The sequence below is a fragment of the Bifidobacterium aemilianum genome (assembly GCF_003315635.1).
In the GTDB taxonomy this organism is placed as follows: Bacteria; Actinomycetota; Actinomycetes; order Actinomycetales; family Bifidobacteriaceae; genus Bifidobacterium; species Bifidobacterium aemilianum.
The window spans coordinates 187,499-205,463 of record NZ_PDCG01000002.1 but is presented as its reverse complement, the minus strand read 5'-3'; the positions used below and the strand labels follow the sequence as shown (position 1 = coordinate 205,463).

Sequence of the window (17,965 nt, the reverse complement as noted above, 5' to 3'; positions counted from 1 at the left end):
GCACTCGAAGTAGCCGGCAGGTTCATAACTCGCACTGAGAAGGGGTGGGCTGGCTGTGCTGGATGCTTGGGCATCGTCCTTGGGGATGAGGGAGGCGACGGATATGGTGCGCAATTCAATCCCAGGCACGATGTCGGGAGCCGGTCAACTCCCCTAGATTGAGGCCATGGGCCCTGAAGGGGCCATGCACATAGGAGTAGCAAGCATAGAAAGGGTTGATTCCCATGGCCGATAGAATACTGAACCCCACACATGCCGGCGGATACGGCCAGGCAGGTCCTGCCCTTGTCGATTCCGGGGACTTGGCGAGTCCGGGGATTCCCCACACCCCCACGGCCATCGAGGCCATCGATCTGGTCAAGGACTATGGGCGCGGGGACGGTGCGGTCCATGCCCTACGGGGGGTCAACATCCGTTTCGGCAAGGGACGGTTCACGGCGATCATGGGCCCCTCGGGTTCCGGCAAGTCCACCCTCATGCATACCCTGGCCGGCTTGGATGGGACGACCGGAGGCCGGATCATCTTCGACGGAGCCGATATCACCCGCCTGAACGATAGGCAGCTGACCCTCCTTCGCCGCAGACAGATCGGTTTCATCTTCCAGAGTTTCAACCTTCTACCCATGTTCACGGCCGAACAGAACATCATCATGCCCCTGACCCTGGCGGGCAACAAGCCTGACCGCGCATGGTTCGACATGCTGGTGGACACCCTGGGTCTCAGGGAACGCCTGGGCCACCGGCCCAACGAACTGTCCGGCGGTCAGCAGCAGCGGGTGGCCATAGCCCGGGCCCTGATCTCCAAGCCCTCCATCGTCTTCGCCGACGAGCCCACCGGCAACCTGGACTCCCTGTCGTCGGCTGAGGTGCTGAGCTTCCTCAAACAGTCGGTCCGGGAGTTGGGCCAGACCGTCATCATGGTCACCCACGATGCCGTGGCCGCCTCCTATGCCGACCGGGCCATCGTCTTCGCGGATGGTCGGATTGTCGCCGACCAGGCCGACCCCAGCGCCGAGGCCATGAGCCAGCTCCTGGTCCATGAGGCGGAGGGGGCTGGCAATGCCCTTAGGTCAGGGCAGGCCCTTGGGGCAGGAAGCAGGACCAGACATGCCCAGAGCCCTGCCCATGGCCTTCGGGCACAGGGCTGAGTCCCCAGTACCGTCAGTGAACCGAATCCGCGAACATGTAAAGGACTCACCATGTGGTCAATCACCATCAAACTCATGTCAAAAAACGTCAAGATGCTCGTTCCCGCCGGCATCGCCATAGTGGTCGGCACCGCCTTCATCGCCGCCACCTTCCTCTTCGGCAACGGGCTCAACGATGCCATGGCCAGACAGCTCACCAACCAGTTCGCCCAGGCCAACTATGCCATAGGGGTCAAGGATCAGGTCAACAACAGTGATGCTGGTGCACACGTACTCAAGAAGATGCCCTTGGACCGAATTGAGACCATCGACGGCGTCAGGGCCATCCGCCCCGACATCTCCAACCAAATCCAGGCCAGCAAGGGGAAGGAGCATTACTCCATTCAGGCCATCCTCAGTTCGCACTCCAGCAGGATGCTTCCAGTGAGGCTGGTCGAGGGCCGGCAGCCTGATCCGGACGCCAAGGGGGAGGTGGCCCTGCCCAAGCCGGTTGCACAAAGAATCGGGGTCAAGGTCGGTGACACTGTCAAGCTCGACGAGCCCTCTGAGCAATTCTCCTCATCGGCCACAGCCAGACTGGTGGGCCTGACGGATGATCCAGACAAGGTCTACGAGGCCTATGGTGGGGCCGGTTTGGTCTCCCTGGACGTCTTCGGCGTCGTCTTCTCCGACCTGGGTGGCACGGACGAGATCCCCGTCAACACTGTCTACCTTGATCTGGGTCCAGCCAAGGTGGACGCTGCCAGTGAGCAGATCAACCGGGTCATTCCCCAGGGCTATGACCTCATGAGCCGGCAGGAGGCCAGTGATGTCAACATGAAGAGCATGTCACGCAACGGCACCAACGTCATCACCACTTTTCTGTTGACTTTCGGCATCCTGGCCCTTCTGGTCGCTGGCCTGGTCATCGCCAACACCTTCCAGGTCCTGGTGGCGCAGAGGCGTAGGACCTTCGCCCTCCTGAGGACCATTGGCGCCCGCAAGGCCCAGCTCTACCAGTCCGTGCTCATGGAGGCGTTCAGCCTTGGTCTGGTCTCCTCCCTGTTGGGAGTAGGTGCGGGCATCGGATTGATGGCCCTGGTCTTCAAGAATCAGCTGCTGGATGGGATTGGGGTCCGAGCCCAGCTGGTCCTGACCTGGCCGGTCTTGCTGATGCCCCTGGCCTTCGGCCTGGTCATGACCCTCCTGGCCTCCATGGGGTCGGCCCGGCTGGCCACCAAGGTGAGCCCTCTGGAGGCCCTGCGTCCCTTGGAGGTCACTGACCAACGAAAGTCCAGCCTCGTCCGTGGCATACTGGGATCCATCATGATCCTGCTGGGCCTGGTCCTGGCCTTCCTGGCGGTAAGCCAGCTCAAGGTCCTTCAGAGCCAAGGCCAGTTGGCCGACGGCGATGGCGGTGCCCAGCTGCTTCTCATGGCAGTATGCGCCTGTGCCCTGATTTTCCTGGGTCTCATCATTACCGCTGTCTTCTGGATGCCGCTGCTGATGCGGGGGGTGGGAGCCTTGGCATCCATAGTAGGTCCTTCGGCCCGCATAGCCTCCGCCAACATCCAGAAGAACCACCGCCGCATCGCCTCCACTGGAGTGGCCCTCCTGATTGGCGTGACCCTGGTATCCTGTCTGGGGACCGGTGCCGCATCAGCCAAGGAGACCCTCAACCATGCCCTGTCCACCCGCTACAGCGTGGACCTGATCGCCCAAAGTGTGTCCGCTAACGGGCAAGACAGCGGCATCAGCCATTCCCAGGCCGAAAGAATCGCCCAAGTCGCCGGTGTGGAGCAGACGCTCTACGCCCCGGTCGCCCAGGGGGAGCTCAGGGACATCAAGGACAAGCAGGGGAACCCGGTTAGGGTGTCCCTGGTCGGTGTCAAGGATGCCGCAAGTCTGCAGAAGGTCATGAAGGTCGGTCTGGAGGGTAAGGAGATCCATGGCGACCAGGCCCTCTTCCCCCAACAAGCTGATGGTCTCGAGCTGACCACCGGCGACCGGGCCGATGTGGATGTCTACCAGAGAGCCTCGCAGACCAGCCAACCTGAACCGACTAGTGAAGCCGCCCCAAGTGGGGACCAGGACCAGGATAAGGGCCACAGGCCTCAGACAGCAGATGCTGGCGTTCGGTGTTCCTTCCAGGTACAGCAGGTCGACTACAGCAGGGCAAGCGTCCAGGGCAGCTCCATCTTCGTCGACCGTACCCTCTTCGACGATGGACGACTCACGGCCGATAGCCATATCCTTCTGGCCAGGATGGACCCCAAAGCCTCGGACACCAGCCTTGCGGAAAGCCTCCAGAAGGTGCAGGAAATCACCTCCTCCAGCGAGGGGATTGTGGTTTCAGGGCCGGTGGCTGAAAGAATGCTCTGGGAGCAGGCCATCAACGTCATGTTGGGTCTACTGGTGGGACTCCTGGCCGTGGCCGTGCTCATAGCCCTGATCGGCGTGGCCAACACCCTGAGTCTGTCGGTCATCGAACGTACCCGGGAGTCGGCCACCCTGCGGGCCATCGGCATGACCCGTGGGCAGCTGCGGCGCTCCCTGGCCGGCGAGGCCCTGCTCATAGCCCTGGTCACCAGCCTGGTGGGTGTGCTGGTGGGCACCGTCTTCGGCTGGCTGGGTTCCTACATGGTCTTCAGTTCCCTGGGATCGGTCGCCTTCCCTATTGATTGGGGGACCGATGTCATGATTCTACTGATCTCCGTGGCCGCGGCCCTGCTAGCCTCCGTGCTGCCTGCCAGCCGGGCCGTCAGGACCTCCCCGGTGCAGGCCCTGGCCGAGGCCTAGGCACCATATCAGCCCTAGCCCAAGCTGCCATGCTGATGCTTGGGCCAAGGCTGGGGCAGTTGGTCCACCTCTTCCGCCTGACGGCAACCCTGGGCCGGTGTGCTTTCCAGGGAGACTTCCAATCTCCCGGTGGCATCATCGGCCTTTTTCCCGTCTGAAACGATGAAACCGTCATAATGCGGATGTGCGGATGTGCGGATAGTTGAAGTTGTGCCCGCAAGCTTCGTGGGGTCAGACCAGCTGGTTGTCGTAGGCGAAGACCACGGCCTGGACCCGGTCCCTGGCGTTGATCTTGGCCAGAATATGGGCTACGTGGGTTTTGACGGTGGGCAGGCTGATGAAGAGCTTGTCGGCGATCTCCTGGTTGGACAGGCCGTGGGCTATCTTGATGAGGACCTCAAGCTCCCGGTCGGTCAGCTCATCGAGTTCCGGGTCCCTATAAGGGGTTTGCGTGCCCTGTGAGCTCTGGGCTCCGGGATGGTTTGGGTCTGCTGGCTGACCGTACTTGCCGGTCTGGTCATTACGCAGGGTCCCCAGCATCATCTGTTCGATCAGCCTTTTGGTGGCCGTGGGGGCGATGATGGCGTTGCCATGGTAGACCGTGCGTATGGAGGCCAGGAGGGTCTCAGGTTCGGTGTCCTTGAGGAGGAAGCCTGAGGCCCCGGCGTTGATGGCGGCCATGACATATTCGTCCAGGTCGAAGGTGGTCAGGATGATGACATGGGTGCATGGACCGGTTTTGCCGTTGTCCATGCCTTCCTTATGTGCCAGGTCAGGCGTTTTCAAGGCCGTGATCTTCCTGCTTGCCTCGATGCCATCCATGCCGGGCATACGCACGTCCATGAGCACCACGTCGGGTCTGAGCTGCTCGACCTGGGCTACGGCTTCGGTCCCATCGCCAGCCTGGCCCACCACCTCCATATCTTCCTGCGAGTTGATGACCATGGCGAAACCGGACCTGACCAGTCTCTGGTCATCGGCTATGACCACACGAATTCGTTTCTGCACTTGACCCATATCCTCACAGTACCTGACTCGTCGTGGTTTCCCAGGATATGCCCAGCTGCTGGCAGGTCCTGGAGGCGGTTCCAATCCGTCCAGACTCCCAGCCGCTGCCACTGGGCCAATGCCGAAGATGCTCCACGCCTTCTATCATGCAGAGTCAGCCCGCTGCTTCAAGGCCGCCAGTTGCTCGTCGAGGGAGGCCGACGGGGCCAGTTGCATGCCCTGATTACCCGACTGGCCCTGGCTCGCCTGCGGCCCCTGTGCTGTTTGCGCTGTAGCCGCTACTGGCCCTTGAGCACTGTCGTCATCACTGGAGCCGGTTTGGCGCAGGATCCCCAGAAGTTCCCTCATGCGAGCCAGGGCCTGGCGGGCCTGGTGGGCGATGGAGGCGAAGGACCGGGATATGCTCTGAGCGGGCAACTCCCGGCCCTCCACCTGAGCCTGATCCAGGAGCTGAAGGCCTTGGACCGCTTGATCGATGACTCTGGTGAGGGTCACACTGACCTCGGACTGGATGGCGGTACTGATACGTTCCCGTTCCAAGTTGGCGGCAAAGGTGCGTTCCTTGGCCTGTTCCGCCATGAGCGCCTCCTGCCGATCACGAAGGATCAGGGCATTGGATCCACTGGACCGGCGCCACAGGGCCATGGCCATGGCGGCCAGGCAACTGATCAGGGCCGTCGCGGTGCTGGCCAGCGTAGTGGGCAGGAAGAGGGAATGCCTGAAGACTTGCAGCGCGTCTGCCGTGGCCCTGTTCGTCAGCAACTGGCTCAGGGATTGGTAGCCAAGCTGTCGCACTCCCAAGGTAAGACCCAGACTCAGTGAACCCAGCAGTATGAAAGCCATGGTCCATGGGCGGGCCTTGGCAGACCCGTAGAGGGTGACCGAATAGATGAAGACATGCACAAAGACCGCGCCTTCGGGCATATAGCCATTGAAGAAGAAAAGCCCCAACAAGCCCATGATGGCGATGCTGAAGGCGCTGGCTTCGGGCAGGCGGCGGCGAAGGCCCAAGGGGATGAAGGAGATGAGGGAGCACAGGAGCTCCAGGGGCGTGACGGTGTTGCCGAAGACCTGGGATACCTGGGGGGAGACAAGGGGGACGCAAAAGCCGACGGCCTCCACAAGGATGAGGAAGGCTGCCAGGCAGAGGTCCATGGCGAAATAGTGCAACTGGGTCCAACGGGAGACCCGTTCGATCCAATTGGGAGCATGTCTGCGTGCGCTGCCAGAGATCTGCTTGCCGATGGTCGTGTCGGCTGCTGACTGGTTCGGCCCCAGTGCCGATTGAGAATCTTGGGATACAGGTTGGACCGCTAGGTCCAGGGACCTGCCAGCATAGAATTCCCTGAGAGGCGCCAGCAATTTCCCCCTGCGGGAGGCCGGGATTGGCAGCTGCCAGGCCTTGCCGCCGGTGGTTTTGGCGGGCGTCTTGTCATGGGGGTCCGGTTTACCGGTCGAATCCTGGTTCTTGCTGGCTACCGGTGCTGATCCGATCGGTATGACGGCCTCCACCTTGTAACCCCCGCCAGCAATCGGCCCCGTAGAGAGTCGTCCACCCAAGGCTTCGACCCGCTCCCGCATGCCGATTAGCCCATAGCCAGGTTGGTGGCCGTCCAGACCTGCGGCCGCTCCGCGACCATTGTCCCGGATCTGTAGTTCCAGGGCCTCACCCTTCCAGGCCGCCTCAATGCTTACCTTGACCTGGGGTCCCGCGTACTTGCGGATGTTGGTCAGAGCCTCTTGGACCAGGCGGTAGGCGGTGGTCGACCCTTGCCTGCCCAGTGCCTCTGGCTGTGGCCTACCGGTGACCTGGTAGCTGAAGCTGCACTCGGGGTCGGCTTGCCTAGCCTGGTCCAAGAGCTTGTCCATGTCGGCGAAGTCAGCATTAATGGAGCCCCCAAAGACCCCAAGCAGCCGTTTCATGTCATGGAGGGCACGTTCGGCCTCCCGGCGGATGGTCTCCATGGTCTGCCTGGCCAGTTGCTGGTCGTGTGTGCCGGCGTATCTGCCCCCATCGGCCTGGACGATGAGAATGGAGAGGGTATGGGCCACCACATCGTGCATATCACGGGCGATCCGGGCCCGTTCGGCTAGGGCGGCGATGCGTCTGTCCTCCTCGCGCGAGGCCTCCAGGGCGGCATTGCGTTCCTGCATGAGCCGGATGGTGGCCAGTCGCGCTCGCTGCCAGTAGGCGATGATGATGGTGGATACCATGATGAGCAGGACTACGGCCAGCCATACGGCCTCCTGGGCGAGTATGGTCCTGGCGCAGGTCCAGGTCGGCAACTGGCCGGTGGCGCTGGTGGAGCAAGAGCTGTCAGGGTCGCTGATCGACCCCAGCAGTGATCCCATATTGGATACCCAGCCGGTGATACCCGCCGAACACAGGCTCATGGCCAGTGATATGAGCACGTAGATCGTGGAATGCTGTGGGTTGCCGTAGACGATGACCGAATAGAGCATGAGTGGTGCCAGGAGGTCCGGGTAGATCAGGATGGGCCCGAAGACCAGGTGCAGGGCGACCAAGGCCACGTATGCCAGGGTGCTGGCTTCGGGCTTCCACCGTCTTGCGGCGGTCGGCAGGAGGACCAGCCAGGACCAGACCAGCTGCTGGGCCACGCCATTGTCGAAGAGGAGTCCCGGCTCGTTGGTCCCCATGTCCTGGGTGCTCAAGGGAACCAAGGTGAGAAAGACCAGACCCAAAAGAAGCATCCCCAAGCTGTCCACCAGCAGCACATGCCGCCGGCAGCAGGCAATGAAGCGCTCCGTTTTACTCATGCCCCAAGGCTAACGGAAAGCCCGAGCCTCCACCATCAACCCTGGGAATGATGTTCAAGGAACCATACGGCACGACCTGACATGTCGGTCGGTGAAATGGACAATGTCAGTGTTCCAAGGGCAGGCAGGCTAAGCTGGTTGGCGTTGAGAAGGAGCCGCGCGGACGGCTGTGCGGAAGAACACCTATAGAGAAGAAGTGCCATGACCCTGCTTTCCTGTTCCTATGTACCCGGCATGTATGTTGAGGACCATTCCATCAAGGTTCCCCTGGATTGGAAGGGCAAGACCCCTGGGCAGGGCTTTGCGGGACCGTCCATCAGCCTTTTCTACCGGGTTGTGTCCGCTCCTGAGCATGTGCACGATGATCTGCCTCTCCTTGTCTTCCTCCAGGGCGGCCCAGGTGGTGCAGGTCCCCGGCCTTTGAATCGGTCCGGTGAGCCATGGATTGATAAGGCCCTCAATCACTTCCGCCTGGTCCTGCCTGACCAACGGGGCACCGGCCGGTCCTCCTGCATCGACTCGCACGTCATGGGCCGGTTTGAAACCGCCCGTGACCAGGCAGACCATCTCAAGCACTTTCTGGCTGATTCCATCGTCAGGGATTTCGAGCACCTGCGCCTGACTGAATTCGCTGGAAGGCAGTGGGTCACCCTGGGCCAGAGCTTTGGCGGCTTCCTGACCCTGACCTACCTCTCCTTCTTCCCCCAAGGTGTGCAAGCGGCCTTCACCACCGGCGGCATACCCCATGTCCCCGCTTCTGCACAGGTCTTGTACGAACACACCTTCCCCCGTATGGTCTCCAAATGCGGCCAGTATTACGAGCGTTATCCCCAGGATAAGAAACGTGTGGCAGCGGTTGCCGACTTCCTGCTGGAAAACCCTGGCAGGGTACGCCTGCCCAACGGCGACCCCCTGACGGTCGAACGCCTGCAAAGCTTGGGTTCCGACTTCGGGATGAAAGCCGGTTTTGAACGGGCCCATTGGCTCTTTGACCAGGCCTTTGTCGGAGGTGACGGGTCCCCGGAGGCCGCTGACGAACAGGTTGAGGAAGGACTGGAGCTCTCCGATAGCTTCCTGGCCTCCTTCATGGCAGCAACCAGCTCAACACCCTTGTATTGGCCCCTTCAGGAGTTCATCTATGCGGATGGTGAACTCGATGAGCCAATAGCCTGGGCCGCCCAGCAGGTCAGGGGCCGGCATCCCGAATTCGCCATTGACTTCCGTCCCCTCAACTTCACCGGCGAGGCCACATTCCCCTGGATGTTTGAAGAGGAGCGTGCCCTGCGGCCATTCCGGGGGGCCATGGACCTGCTTATGCAAGACACCCACTTCGGTCGCATATACGACGAGGACCAGTTGGCCCGCAATGAGGTCCCCCTGCAGTCGGCTGTCTACTTCGACGACATGTATGTTGATGCAGGGCTGCAGCTCGACACCCTGGCCCACATAGGTCACTCCCACTATTGGACCACCAACCAGTACGAGCATGACGGCATTCATGGCGGCGATGTCTTTGGGCGCCTGCTTGAGGAGGCTCGAGATCGCGGGGATCTGGAGGGCTTGTTCTGAGAGGTTCTGTTCGCTGTTCCGACGGCAGGGCGGGGAGTATGGTGACCATATGCCAAGATGGTAAGAACAGGCGTAGGTATGAAAGGAACCGGCATGGCAGGCGAGCATGAGACAACCCACGGCACGGGCGGAGCAATGGCCAATCTGACCCTTGGATTCATCGGTTATGGGAACATGGCCCAGGCCATCGCCCAGGGTCTGGTGGCATCGGGACAGTTGGCCGGCGACCACATCGTGGCCTGCGCAGCCCACTACGACAAGCTCCTGCACACAGTGCAGGAGCTTGGAGCACGGGCCCTGCACTCGGCCCAGGAAGTGGTGGAAGCCGCGGATATGGTCGTGGTGGCTGTCAAGCCCTACCAGATCGAACAGGTGCTGGCTCCGGTCAAGGCAACTGTGGCCCAACCGGGCAAGATGCTCCTTTCCATCGCTGCGGGCTGGACCCTGGACCAGTACCAGGAGTTGCTGGGGGAGCAGGCCAGCATCCAATGCGTCATACCCAACACGCCCATCGCCGTGGGGCAGGGTGTACTGGTAACGGAGACGGCCAACAGCTATAGCGAGGAGCAGCGCTTGCTCTTCGAGTCCCTCTTCGCTCCCATCTCCCTGATCGAGCGAGTGGACAGCCAGTACATGGGCATCGGCTCCTCAGTGGCTGGTTGCGGACCTGCCTTCGCCGAGATTTTCCTCGAGGCCCTGGGCGATGCCGGAGTCAAGTATGGCCTGCAGCGGCAGACGGCCTACCGGCTGGCAGCCAAGATGATTGAGGGGGTCGGTGCACTGTATATGGAAACCGGCGCCCACCCCGGCGCCCTCAAGGATGCGGTCTGCTCGCCCGGTGGCACCACCATCCGTGGCGTGTCCGCCCTGGAGATGGCCGGCTTCCGTGGGGCTGTCATCTCGGCAGTCGACGCCATCCAGGAGTAACCTGCAGGATGTACAGGCCAGTACACGGTCACTGGGCCCAGTAAGAAGTCCGTCCTTTGGTCGGTTCACAGCTGTAAGGGCGTCCATGCCTGGGTGGACAGGCAGGGGTGATGGCTGTGGCGAAGGCCTGGGAAAGGTCATGGGTTGATATGCGCTTGAAGCGGTTCCGGCGTCCCAGGCAAGGGGGGATGGAGCGTATCTGGGTCCGCCTGCTTGATACCCTCCAGCGGCTGACCGTCCTCTTCTATCAGTGGAAGGTGTCCTATTGGCGGGGTGTGGCAAGGCTGAGCGAACTTCCCGGACTTCATCGCCATGGCATCCGCCCAAGTGCTGATGGGGGAGGGCGGGGAATCAGGATGCTGCTTGTTTCCCAGTTCCTGTCGGTTTCTGATCTCCTTGTTGATTTGGAGCCACAGCTCCGTGGCAAGAGCGTGCTCTACATACCCACAGCAAGCAATCCCCAAGTCCACCAGCAGGCCGTCCGTGTGGCCGCCCGACGCCTGCGACGCATGGGTCTGCGGGTCCGCACGGTGGATGTGGCCAAGGTCTCACCCCGGCTGGTCCACCGGGCTCTGACCCACTGCGACATCATCTATATTGGCGGCGGCAACACCTTCTATCTCCTCCAGGAGCTACGACGGATCGGTGCCGACAGGATGCTCGTCGACCAGGTGCGTCGGGGCAAGATCTATGTGGGTGAATCCGCTGGAGCCGTCATCACCGCTCCCGACATCGCCTATATCGGTGAGATGGATGATGCCGGGAGGGCTCCCGAACTGAGCGATACCCAGGGCTTGGGCCTGGTGGACTTCTCGGTGGTGCCCCATTATGGAACCCCCTGGGCCAATCCGGCCACGGCCGCCATCATCAGGAAGTACCTGCAGATCCTGAAGCTCAGGATCATCCGAGACGACCAGGCCATCCTTGTTCGGGGAGACCACGCGGAGGTCATCTGCGAGCACTGACCCGACCTTGGGGGCTTCCGTCCAGTGTGGCCTTAGACTGGAATACATGTCCTTAACTATCGGAATCGTCGGCCTGCCCAACGTGGGCAAGTCCACCATGTTCAACGCGCTCACCCGCAACAACGTTCTGGCGGAGAACTATCCCTTCGCCACCATCGAGCCCAACACCGGCATCGTGCCCCTGCCGGACAAGCGGCTTCCGGTCCTGGCCAAGCTGGTCGGCACGGAGAAGATTGTGCCGGCAACCGTCACCTTCGTCGACATCGCCGGCATCGTCAAGGGGGCCTCCGAAGGTGAGGGCCTGGGCAACAAGTTCCTGGCCAACATCCGTGAGGCAGACGCCATCTGCGAGGTGGTCCGTGCCTTCGAGGACAAGGACATCGTGCATGTCAACGGCAAGGTCGACCCCGCCGACGACGTCGAGACCATCAACACCGAACTGATCCTGGCGGACCTGCAGACCATCGAGAACGCCCTGCCCAAGCTGGAGAAGGACCAGCGCGGCGGCAAGGTGACCAAGGAATACATCGGGGCCGTCAACCAGGCCAAGGCCATCCTTGAGGCCGGGGAGACCATCGACCATGCCGCAGCTGCAGGCAAGATCGACAAGGCGGACCTCTACGACCTCCACCTCATGACCGCCAAGCCCTTCATCTACGTTTTCAATGTGGATGACGACGAACTGCAGCGCCAGGAGCTCAAGGACCGGCTTACCGCTTCCGTGGCCCCAGCCCAGGCCATCTTCCTCAACGCCCAGTTCGAGTCCGACCTGACCGAGCTGGATGAGGATGACGCCCACGAGATGCTGGCTGATGCCGGCCTCCAGGAATCCGGCCTGGACCAGCTGGCCCGGGTGGGCTTCGACGTGCTGGGCCTCCAGACCTTCCTGACCGCCGGTGTCAAGGAGGTACGGGCCTGGCAGATCCACCAGGGTTGGACCGCCCCCCAGGCCGCCGGAGCCATCCACAGCGACTTCGAGCGCGGCTTCATCAAGGCCGACATCGTCTCCTACGAGGACTTCGTGGCCGCCGAAGGCTCCATGGCCCGAATCAAGGAGGAGGGCAAGCTGCGCCAGGAGGGTCGCGACTACGTCATGCAGGATGGTGACGTGGTGGAATTCAAGTTCAATGTCTGAGTCCCGTCCATCAGCCGACTGAACGCATTGAGGGGCCATAGCGTTTCCACTCACCTGAGGAAGCGAAATGGCCCCTCTCTCGTCCGCGGGATTCTCCTGTGCCCCCGAAGACCATGCGGAAACCCTAGCTGCCCTCGTCTCTCGGCATATTAAGGGAGTGTTCACAGGATGCTGAACCAGTACACGTCACTAATATTTTCGAAATCTTGCAAGTATGTCACTAACATTCTTGAAATCTTCGATAGATGGGCTCTGGGGTATCGAAGGGGTTGAATAGCAATCGTGCTGATAAAAGATGGTGCTGAATACTATGTTCCCCGTCAAATTAGTGAGAGCCGCTGATGAACCGATTCCTGATCGCCTGGCCTTGCTGTTAGGCTAGGCCTGTCATACCCCTCGGCGAACAGGTGCATGGGAATTTCTGTGCCCAGTATGGTCCGAGCTTCCTCGCCTGACGATTGCGGTTTGCGGAACCTGTGGCCGCTTACGATCAAGGCAAGGCTTGCAGGGTATGAGGTCTTCGCTGGTGGCGGGGTTTTCACTGCGGGGCTTTCCAACCTGCCTGGCCTCGATATAGTCTGGCTCTGGTGCAGTTTGGGTTGCTTGAGTGCTGTGCCGGGAATGGGAGAGCTATGGGTATTGTCATCAAACGAACCTATGAGGCAGCAGCCGAAGCCGATGGGTTCCGTATCCTGGTCGATCGCCCTGGTCCCGTGGCCTGTCCAAGGAGAAGGCCGCTGTCGACCTGTGGTACAAGGAGATAGCGCCCTCGAACGGATTGAGAACATGGTATGGTCATGACCCGCAGCGATTCGCTGAATATGCCAGTCTCTATTGTCAGGAATTGGAAGGGCGCAGACCTCTGGTCGGTGACCTGACCGCGATCTGCCGGCAGCACCCCAGAATAACCCTGCTCTATGCCGCCAAGGACCAGGACCATAACCAGGCCGTGGTACTGCGGGACTATCTTTTGCGGGCCATGTTGTAGATTGGTGCCTACAGAGATTGTTTCCAGGCAGTGATGCCTGGTAGAGACCATGATCGGGATTAGGGCTTGTCCCTCACAGCATCAGGAACGAGGTAGTACATATGGGTATGCCAATGGATCTATACCTGGTCAGACACGGGGAGTCTGAGGCCAATGTCATCCAGGAGCAGGGCAGGCAGGGGGACTACTCGCGCTTCACCGAGGAGTACCTGGCCATTCCCGACCGGGGTTGGAGGCTGAGCGCCAAGGGGCGCGAGCAGGCACGCTGCATCGGCACTTGGCTGCAAGGCAAGGGCCCTGCCTTCGACAGGTACCTGGTCTCTCCCTATATGCGTGCCAGGGAGACCGCGGTTGAGCTTGGCCTGCCCGGTGCCCATTGGTGTGAATGCCGGCTGATGCGGGAGCGTTCGTTGGGCGAGATCGACAACATGCGCCCCGATGACTATGAGGAGGTCTACCACCGCAATGCAGTGGTAAGGAGGGGAGACCCCCTCTACTGGAGCGCGCCGGCCGGTGAGACCCTGGCACAGGTCGCCGAGGTCAGGGCCCAGGGGCTCATCAACTGGCTGCAGGCCCGGGCTGAGGGCCAGTCGGTCATCGCCGTCTCCCATGGCGATTTCATGCATACCCTCATGCTCTTGTTGGAGGATCTTCCCGATGAGGAGTTCATCCATCGGATCAGCAGCCATGATTGGGACTTTCACAACTGCATCTGCCTGCACTATTCCCGCCGCGATCCCCACAGCGGCCATGTATCTGCAACTATCTCCCATGTGCAGGCCTCCTGGCCGGTCCCTGATCCCGAGAGCGGTCAATGGACCGTCCACTCCCAACCTTGGCGCAGCTTCGAGCATATGGAGCTGACCAATGAGGAGCTGGCCGCTGTGGTCCGTGCCCAAGAGCCGCACATGTAGGACAGGGCCCCGTTAAAACGAGAAGTGGCCACCCTCCCAAGTATGTGGGGTGGCCAGCAGCGGCGCGCGAAGCGGGGTTGTTCACCCTCAGTCATACTGGCGGAAAGCAGAACCTGCGCTTGTGCTTCGCGGGCTGTCCCGCCAGGCTTAGTTGCAGTGGGTGAGGGCAAGTCCTGGTGTCTAGTAAAACGATTGATGTACGAGTGTCACCAACGACGTTGAAGGAGTACATAATGGGGTTGCCGATGGATCTATACATCATGCGACACGGGGAATCAGAAGCCAACGCCATGGATGCCACCTTGCGCGGTGGGGATGACTCGCAATTCACCGAAGCGAACATAGCCGTTCCCGACCGCTGCTGGCGGCTGACCGCTATGGGTAGGCTCCAGGCTGCCGCCATGGGGGATTGGATCAGGGGCCAGCGTCAGGTCTTCGATACCTATTTGGTCTCCCCCTACACCAGGACCAGGGAGACCGCCGCCCTCCTCAAGCTGCCTAATGCCCAATGGCTGGAGACGCGGACCATGAGGGAGCGGTCCCTGGGTGAAATCGTCACCATCGTCCCTGAGGAATATCAGCGGGACTACAGGCGAAACGCCATCCTGCGCCGGGAGGACCCCATGTACTGGCGGGCACCGGCCGGTGATTCCATAGCCGATGTGGCCGATGTCCGCGCCTCGGCCTTCGTTCGTTGGCTTGATGCCAATGCTGATGGGCAGGAGGTCATGGCTGTTGCCCACGGGGACTTCATGCACGCGCTGATGATGGTGCTTGAGGACCTCTCGGATGAGGAGTTCATGTTTCGAATCTCCAACAGGTCATGGGAGTTCCATAACTGCATCTGCCTGCATTACACACGGCGGGACCCCAAGACAGGGCATGTGGGCGCCACGCTCAGTTGGGTCCAGACGGCCTGGCCCGAGCAGGATTCCCGGACTGGGCAATGGTCAACCCATGTGGAAGCCTGGCGGACCTTCCAACGGACCAAGCTCTCCAATGAGGATCTTATGGAGAAGGTCAGGGCCATCAAGCCCCATCTGAATTGAGCCGCTTGCTTCGATGCCTGCAAGAGGCGAGCCTGCCCAGCTTTCGGTTGGTTCTCCGGCCGCTGTAGGGGCTCCATTCTGGGGGAGCGGGTCTGACTTTTACGGGGTCTTGTCCAGGTGCCCACTACAATGGCCCAGGGCGCGCGGGCAGTCCGGGCCCACGCCGTGAGCAAAAGGAGAACAACTGGTGCGTAGTCTCTTCACTTGGAAACTGCATGGTGATGGAAAGACTTTGAAACCGGGCGAGGTGGTCGAACCCGATGAACGCCTGACCTGGGGGCGCACGATCGGCATTGGTGCCCAGCATGTGGTCGCCATGTTCGGTGCCACATTCCTCGTTCCCATATTGACCGGCTTCGATCCGGCGACGACATTGTTCTTCACGGCAATGTCCACGGCATTGTTCCTCCTGATTAATTCCAATCGGCTGCCTAGTTATCTAGGCAGCTCTTTTGGTTTTATAGCCCCTATTACTGCCGTGGCGTCTGCCCATAAGGGCCTGCCCGCAGCCAGTTTCGGCATCATGGTCACCGGTCTGATCCTGGCCCTGGTCGGCATCCTGGTCCACTTCGCCGGGTCCAAGTGGATTGATCTGGTCATGCCCCCGGTGGTCAACGGGGCCATCGTGGCCATCATCGGATTCAATCTGGCCCCCTCGGTCTGGGGCAACTTCCAGAAGGCTCCCGACACCGCCATCGTCACCCTGGTGGCCGTCCTGGTCATCGCCATGCTCTTTCGTGGCCTCCTGGGACGCCTGAACATCCTGCTGGGTGTGCTGGTCGGTTATATCTATGCCTGCATCCGGGGCCAGGTCGACTTCGCGGCCGTCGGTGAGGCGGCTTGGGTGGGTCTGCCCCATTTCCATATGCCCCAAGCCGACTTCTCCATCCTGCCCATGTTCATACCGGTGGTCATGGTCCTGATCGCGGAGAATGTTGGGCACGTCAAGTCCGTGGCCCAGATGACCGGCCGTGACTACGACGACCAGATCGGCACCGCCCTCTTCGCCGACGGTCTGGGCACCGCCATAGCCGGTTTCGGCGGCGGCTCCGGCACCACCACCTACGGCGAGAACATCGGCGTCATGGCGGCCACCAAGGTCTACTCGACCGCCGCCTACTGGTGTGCGGCCGCCTTTGCCCTGATCCTATCCATGTGCCCCAAGTTCGGGGCCGTGATCAACACCATCCCCGCTGGAGTCCTGGGCGGGGTGACGACCCTCCTCTACGGCATGATCGGCATGATGGGTGTGCGGATCTGGGTCGACAACCATGTCGACTTCGACAAGTCCCTGAACGTCATGACCGCAGCTGTGGTCATGATCATCGGCATCGCCGACTTCGGCTTCGCCATATCGGGCGTCAAGTTCAACGGCATCGCCATAGGCACCGTCGTGGTCCTCGTGGTATACCACGGCCTCAAGGCCCTGGGCCACGCCACCGGCGTCATCGCCAGGGGTGAGGATGCCTAAAGGAACCCTTGAAACAGCTGGTTGCCGAGGCGAATAACCACTTCGGCAGCTTGGCATGAGTGGATTCAGATGGAGGGGGCCTCTATGCAGGCGACCGGCAGCGTTATTTGCCGGCTGGCACCATAGGGGTCCCCTTCGCCCGTTTCGGCGGCTATCCCCATCTGTTCAAGGAGATTGTGGGCGCAGGCCTGCCCCAAGGCCTGGGGGTCCTGCTGGAGCAGATAGATTCCATCGCCTACATAACGCGACCAGGACCAGTCGTCAAAGCTGACGAGACCTATATCCTCCGGGAAACTCCAGTCAAGCCCCTTGAAGACATCAAGAAGGTCAAAGAGGAGGGGGCCGATCAGGGAGATTATCGCCGTTTTGCCTTTGAGATGACTGACCGTCCTGTCCAGCTCCTTGCCAATCCATTCCTGCCCGTGGTCGCCGACCTCCATGGGCATGACCAAGCTTCCGGTCCGTTCCCCAGCCTCCTGAAAGCCCTCCACGCGAGACGACTGGGCTGAGATCTGACTGCCGGTTCGACTCAGGGGGAGAATGTTCTCATAGCCCCGTCTTGCCAGTTCCAGTCCCAAGCGTAGGCATGATTCACGATTGTCGGCGGTCACCGATGAGACCGTGGCAGGCTGCCCCTCGCTGCGCCTGTCGACCATGACCAGGGGGGTGCGGTTGTCGGTGATGGAGGCATAGGCTGAGAAATCCCTGGCATTGGGTTGGATGATCAGTCCATCCACCTCTTGTGAGAGCAGCCGGCCTATTTCGTCCGATTCCTCACCGAGGCTGTTGTTTGAGTTCATCAGCATGACATCGTAGCCGGCTGGTTGAAGCTCCGTGTAGATGCCCTTGAACAGCAGGGAGGAGAAGACATTGGAAATGTCAGCCACGATGACACCGACCACATGGGTGTGGTCCTGTCGCATCTTCTGTGCCGATGCTCTGGGGTGGTATTGCAAGCGATCGACGGTCTCTTGGACGCGGTTCTTGGTCGCCTCGCTCATCTTGCCATAGTTCCCGTTGATGAAGCGGGAGACCGTTGTCACCGAGACATTGGCCTCGCGGGCTATATCGGCTATGGTCGCTTTGGCCATGTTCCCTCCTCTGGGTGCTTAGCGCCATCTTACCGGTGCTGCTAATCTTGACAAGTTGCACTGTCGATCCTATAGTAGGGGAAACGATACACCAAATGTCGTTACTGAAAGAACAGTATTTAGGTGTAACGATATTTTAGTCTG

Annotated in this window: 12 protein-coding genes and 1 pseudogene; 10 read left to right on the top strand and 3 right to left on the bottom strand. The window is 61.0% G+C overall.

The window, feature by feature from the left end; genetic code table 11:
- Positions 1-224: 224 nt before the first annotated feature.
- Together CRD60_RS02970 and CRD60_RS02965 are read left to right on the top strand one after the other, a co-directional pair.
- Positions 225-1,148 (top strand): ABC transporter ATP-binding protein, encoded by a 924-nt coding sequence (locus tag CRD60_RS02970; RefSeq protein WP_113859966.1) that lies wholly within the window; start codon positions 225-227, stop codon positions 1,146-1,148.
- A gap of 51 nt (positions 1,149-1,199) precedes the next feature.
- Entirely contained in the window at positions 1,200-3,926 is a 2,727-nt protein-coding gene (locus tag CRD60_RS02965) for an ABC transporter permease (RefSeq protein WP_113859816.1), read from the top strand.
- A gap of 231 nt (positions 3,927-4,157) precedes the next feature.
- Here CRD60_RS02965 and CRD60_RS02960 read toward each other — a convergent pair whose 3' ends face one another.
- Together CRD60_RS02960 and CRD60_RS02955 are read right to left on the bottom strand one after the other, a co-directional pair.
- Positions 4,158-4,943 carry a response regulator gene (locus CRD60_RS02960; protein ID WP_113859815.1) on the bottom strand — a complete coding sequence of 262 codons (786 nt, stop codon included), beginning with the start codon at positions 4,941-4,943 and terminating at the stop codon, positions 4,158-4,160.
- Between the two features lie 135 nt (positions 4,944-5,078).
- Positions 5,079-7,712, bottom strand: coding sequence for a sensor histidine kinase (locus CRD60_RS02955; protein ID WP_113859814.1), 2,634 nt, complete (start codon positions 7,710-7,712; stop codon positions 5,079-5,081).
- A gap of 201 nt (positions 7,713-7,913) precedes the next feature.
- Between CRD60_RS02955 and CRD60_RS02950 the strand changes: the two genes are divergently transcribed.
- The 8 genes and pseudogenes from CRD60_RS02950 to CRD60_RS02915 all read left to right on the top strand — a co-directional run bounded on the left by CRD60_RS02950 (position 7,914) and on the right by CRD60_RS02915 (position 16,730).
- Complete coding sequence (locus tag CRD60_RS02950; RefSeq protein WP_113859813.1) at positions 7,914-9,281, top strand: alpha/beta fold hydrolase; 1,368 nt, start codon at positions 7,914-7,916, stop codon at positions 9,279-9,281.
- Between the two features lie 135 nt (positions 9,282-9,416).
- Positions 9,417-10,208 carry a pyrroline-5-carboxylate reductase gene (gene proC, locus CRD60_RS02945; RefSeq protein WP_113859965.1) on the top strand — a complete coding sequence of 264 codons (792 nt, stop codon included), beginning with the start codon at positions 9,417-9,419 and terminating at the stop codon, positions 10,206-10,208.
- Between the two features lie 188 nt (positions 10,209-10,396).
- Complete coding sequence (locus CRD60_RS02940) at positions 10,397-11,173, top strand: Type 1 glutamine amidotransferase-like domain-containing protein (RefSeq protein WP_201737194.1); 777 nt, start codon at positions 10,397-10,399, stop codon at positions 11,171-11,173.
- A gap of 46 nt (positions 11,174-11,219) precedes the next feature.
- A complete protein-coding gene (gene ychF / locus CRD60_RS02935) occupies positions 11,220-12,308 on the top strand; it encodes a redox-regulated ATPase YchF (protein WP_113859812.1) in 1,089 nt (362 codons plus the stop codon).
- Between the two features lie 632 nt (positions 12,309-12,940).
- Positions 12,941-13,296: pseudogene (locus tag CRD60_RS02930) on the top strand (DUF488 domain-containing protein).
- 101 nt (positions 13,297-13,397) lie between these two features.
- Positions 13,398-14,210 (top strand): histidine phosphatase family protein, encoded by an 813-nt coding sequence (locus CRD60_RS02925; RefSeq protein ID WP_113859811.1) that lies wholly within the window; start codon positions 13,398-13,400, stop codon positions 14,208-14,210.
- Positions 14,211-14,443: 233 nt separating this feature from the next.
- Complete coding sequence (locus CRD60_RS02920; RefSeq protein WP_113859810.1) at positions 14,444-15,259, top strand: histidine phosphatase family protein; 816 nt, start codon at positions 14,444-14,446, stop codon at positions 15,257-15,259.
- Between the two features lie 187 nt (positions 15,260-15,446).
- Positions 15,447-16,730 carry a uracil-xanthine permease family protein gene (locus CRD60_RS02915; protein WP_113859809.1) on the top strand — a complete coding sequence of 428 codons (1,284 nt, stop codon included), beginning with the start codon at positions 15,447-15,449 and terminating at the stop codon, positions 16,728-16,730.
- 65 nt (positions 16,731-16,795) lie between these two features.
- Here the strand turns inward: CRD60_RS02915 and CRD60_RS02910 are convergent, their stop codons facing one another.
- A complete protein-coding gene (locus tag CRD60_RS02910) occupies positions 16,796-17,821 on the bottom strand; it encodes a LacI family DNA-binding transcriptional regulator (RefSeq protein ID WP_113859808.1) in 1,026 nt (341 codons plus the stop codon).
- Positions 17,822-17,965: the final 144 nt, after the last annotated feature.

Coding starts and splice junctions, on each gene's coding strand:
- CRD60_RS02970 (WP_113859966.1), top strand. CDS start 225: ATGGCCGATAGAATACTGAACCCCACACATGCCGGCGGATACGGCCAG.
- CRD60_RS02965 (WP_113859816.1), top strand. CDS start 1,200: ATGTGGTCAATCACCATCAAACTCATGTCAAAAAACGTCAAGATGCTC.
- CRD60_RS02960 (WP_113859815.1), bottom strand. CDS start 4,943: ATGGGTCAAGTGCAGAAACGAATTCGTGTGGTCATAGCCGATGACCAG.
- CRD60_RS02955 (WP_113859814.1), bottom strand. CDS start 7,712: ATGAGTAAAACGGAGCGCTTCATTGCCTGCTGCCGGCGGCATGTGCTG.
- CRD60_RS02950 (WP_113859813.1), top strand. CDS start 7,914: ATGACCCTGCTTTCCTGTTCCTATGTACCCGGCATGTATGTTGAGGAC.
- proC (WP_113859965.1), top strand. CDS start 9,417: ATGGCCAATCTGACCCTTGGATTCATCGGTTATGGGAACATGGCCCAG.
- CRD60_RS02940 (WP_201737194.1), top strand. CDS start 10,397: ATGGAGCGTATCTGGGTCCGCCTGCTTGATACCCTCCAGCGGCTGACC.
- ychF (WP_113859812.1), top strand. CDS start 11,220: ATGTCCTTAACTATCGGAATCGTCGGCCTGCCCAACGTGGGCAAGTCC.
- CRD60_RS02925 (WP_113859811.1), top strand. CDS start 13,398: ATGGGTATGCCAATGGATCTATACCTGGTCAGACACGGGGAGTCTGAG.
- CRD60_RS02920 (WP_113859810.1), top strand. CDS start 14,444: ATGGGGTTGCCGATGGATCTATACATCATGCGACACGGGGAATCAGAA.
- CRD60_RS02910 (WP_113859808.1), bottom strand. CDS start 17,821: ATGGCCAAAGCGACCATAGCCGATATAGCCCGCGAGGCCAATGTCTCG.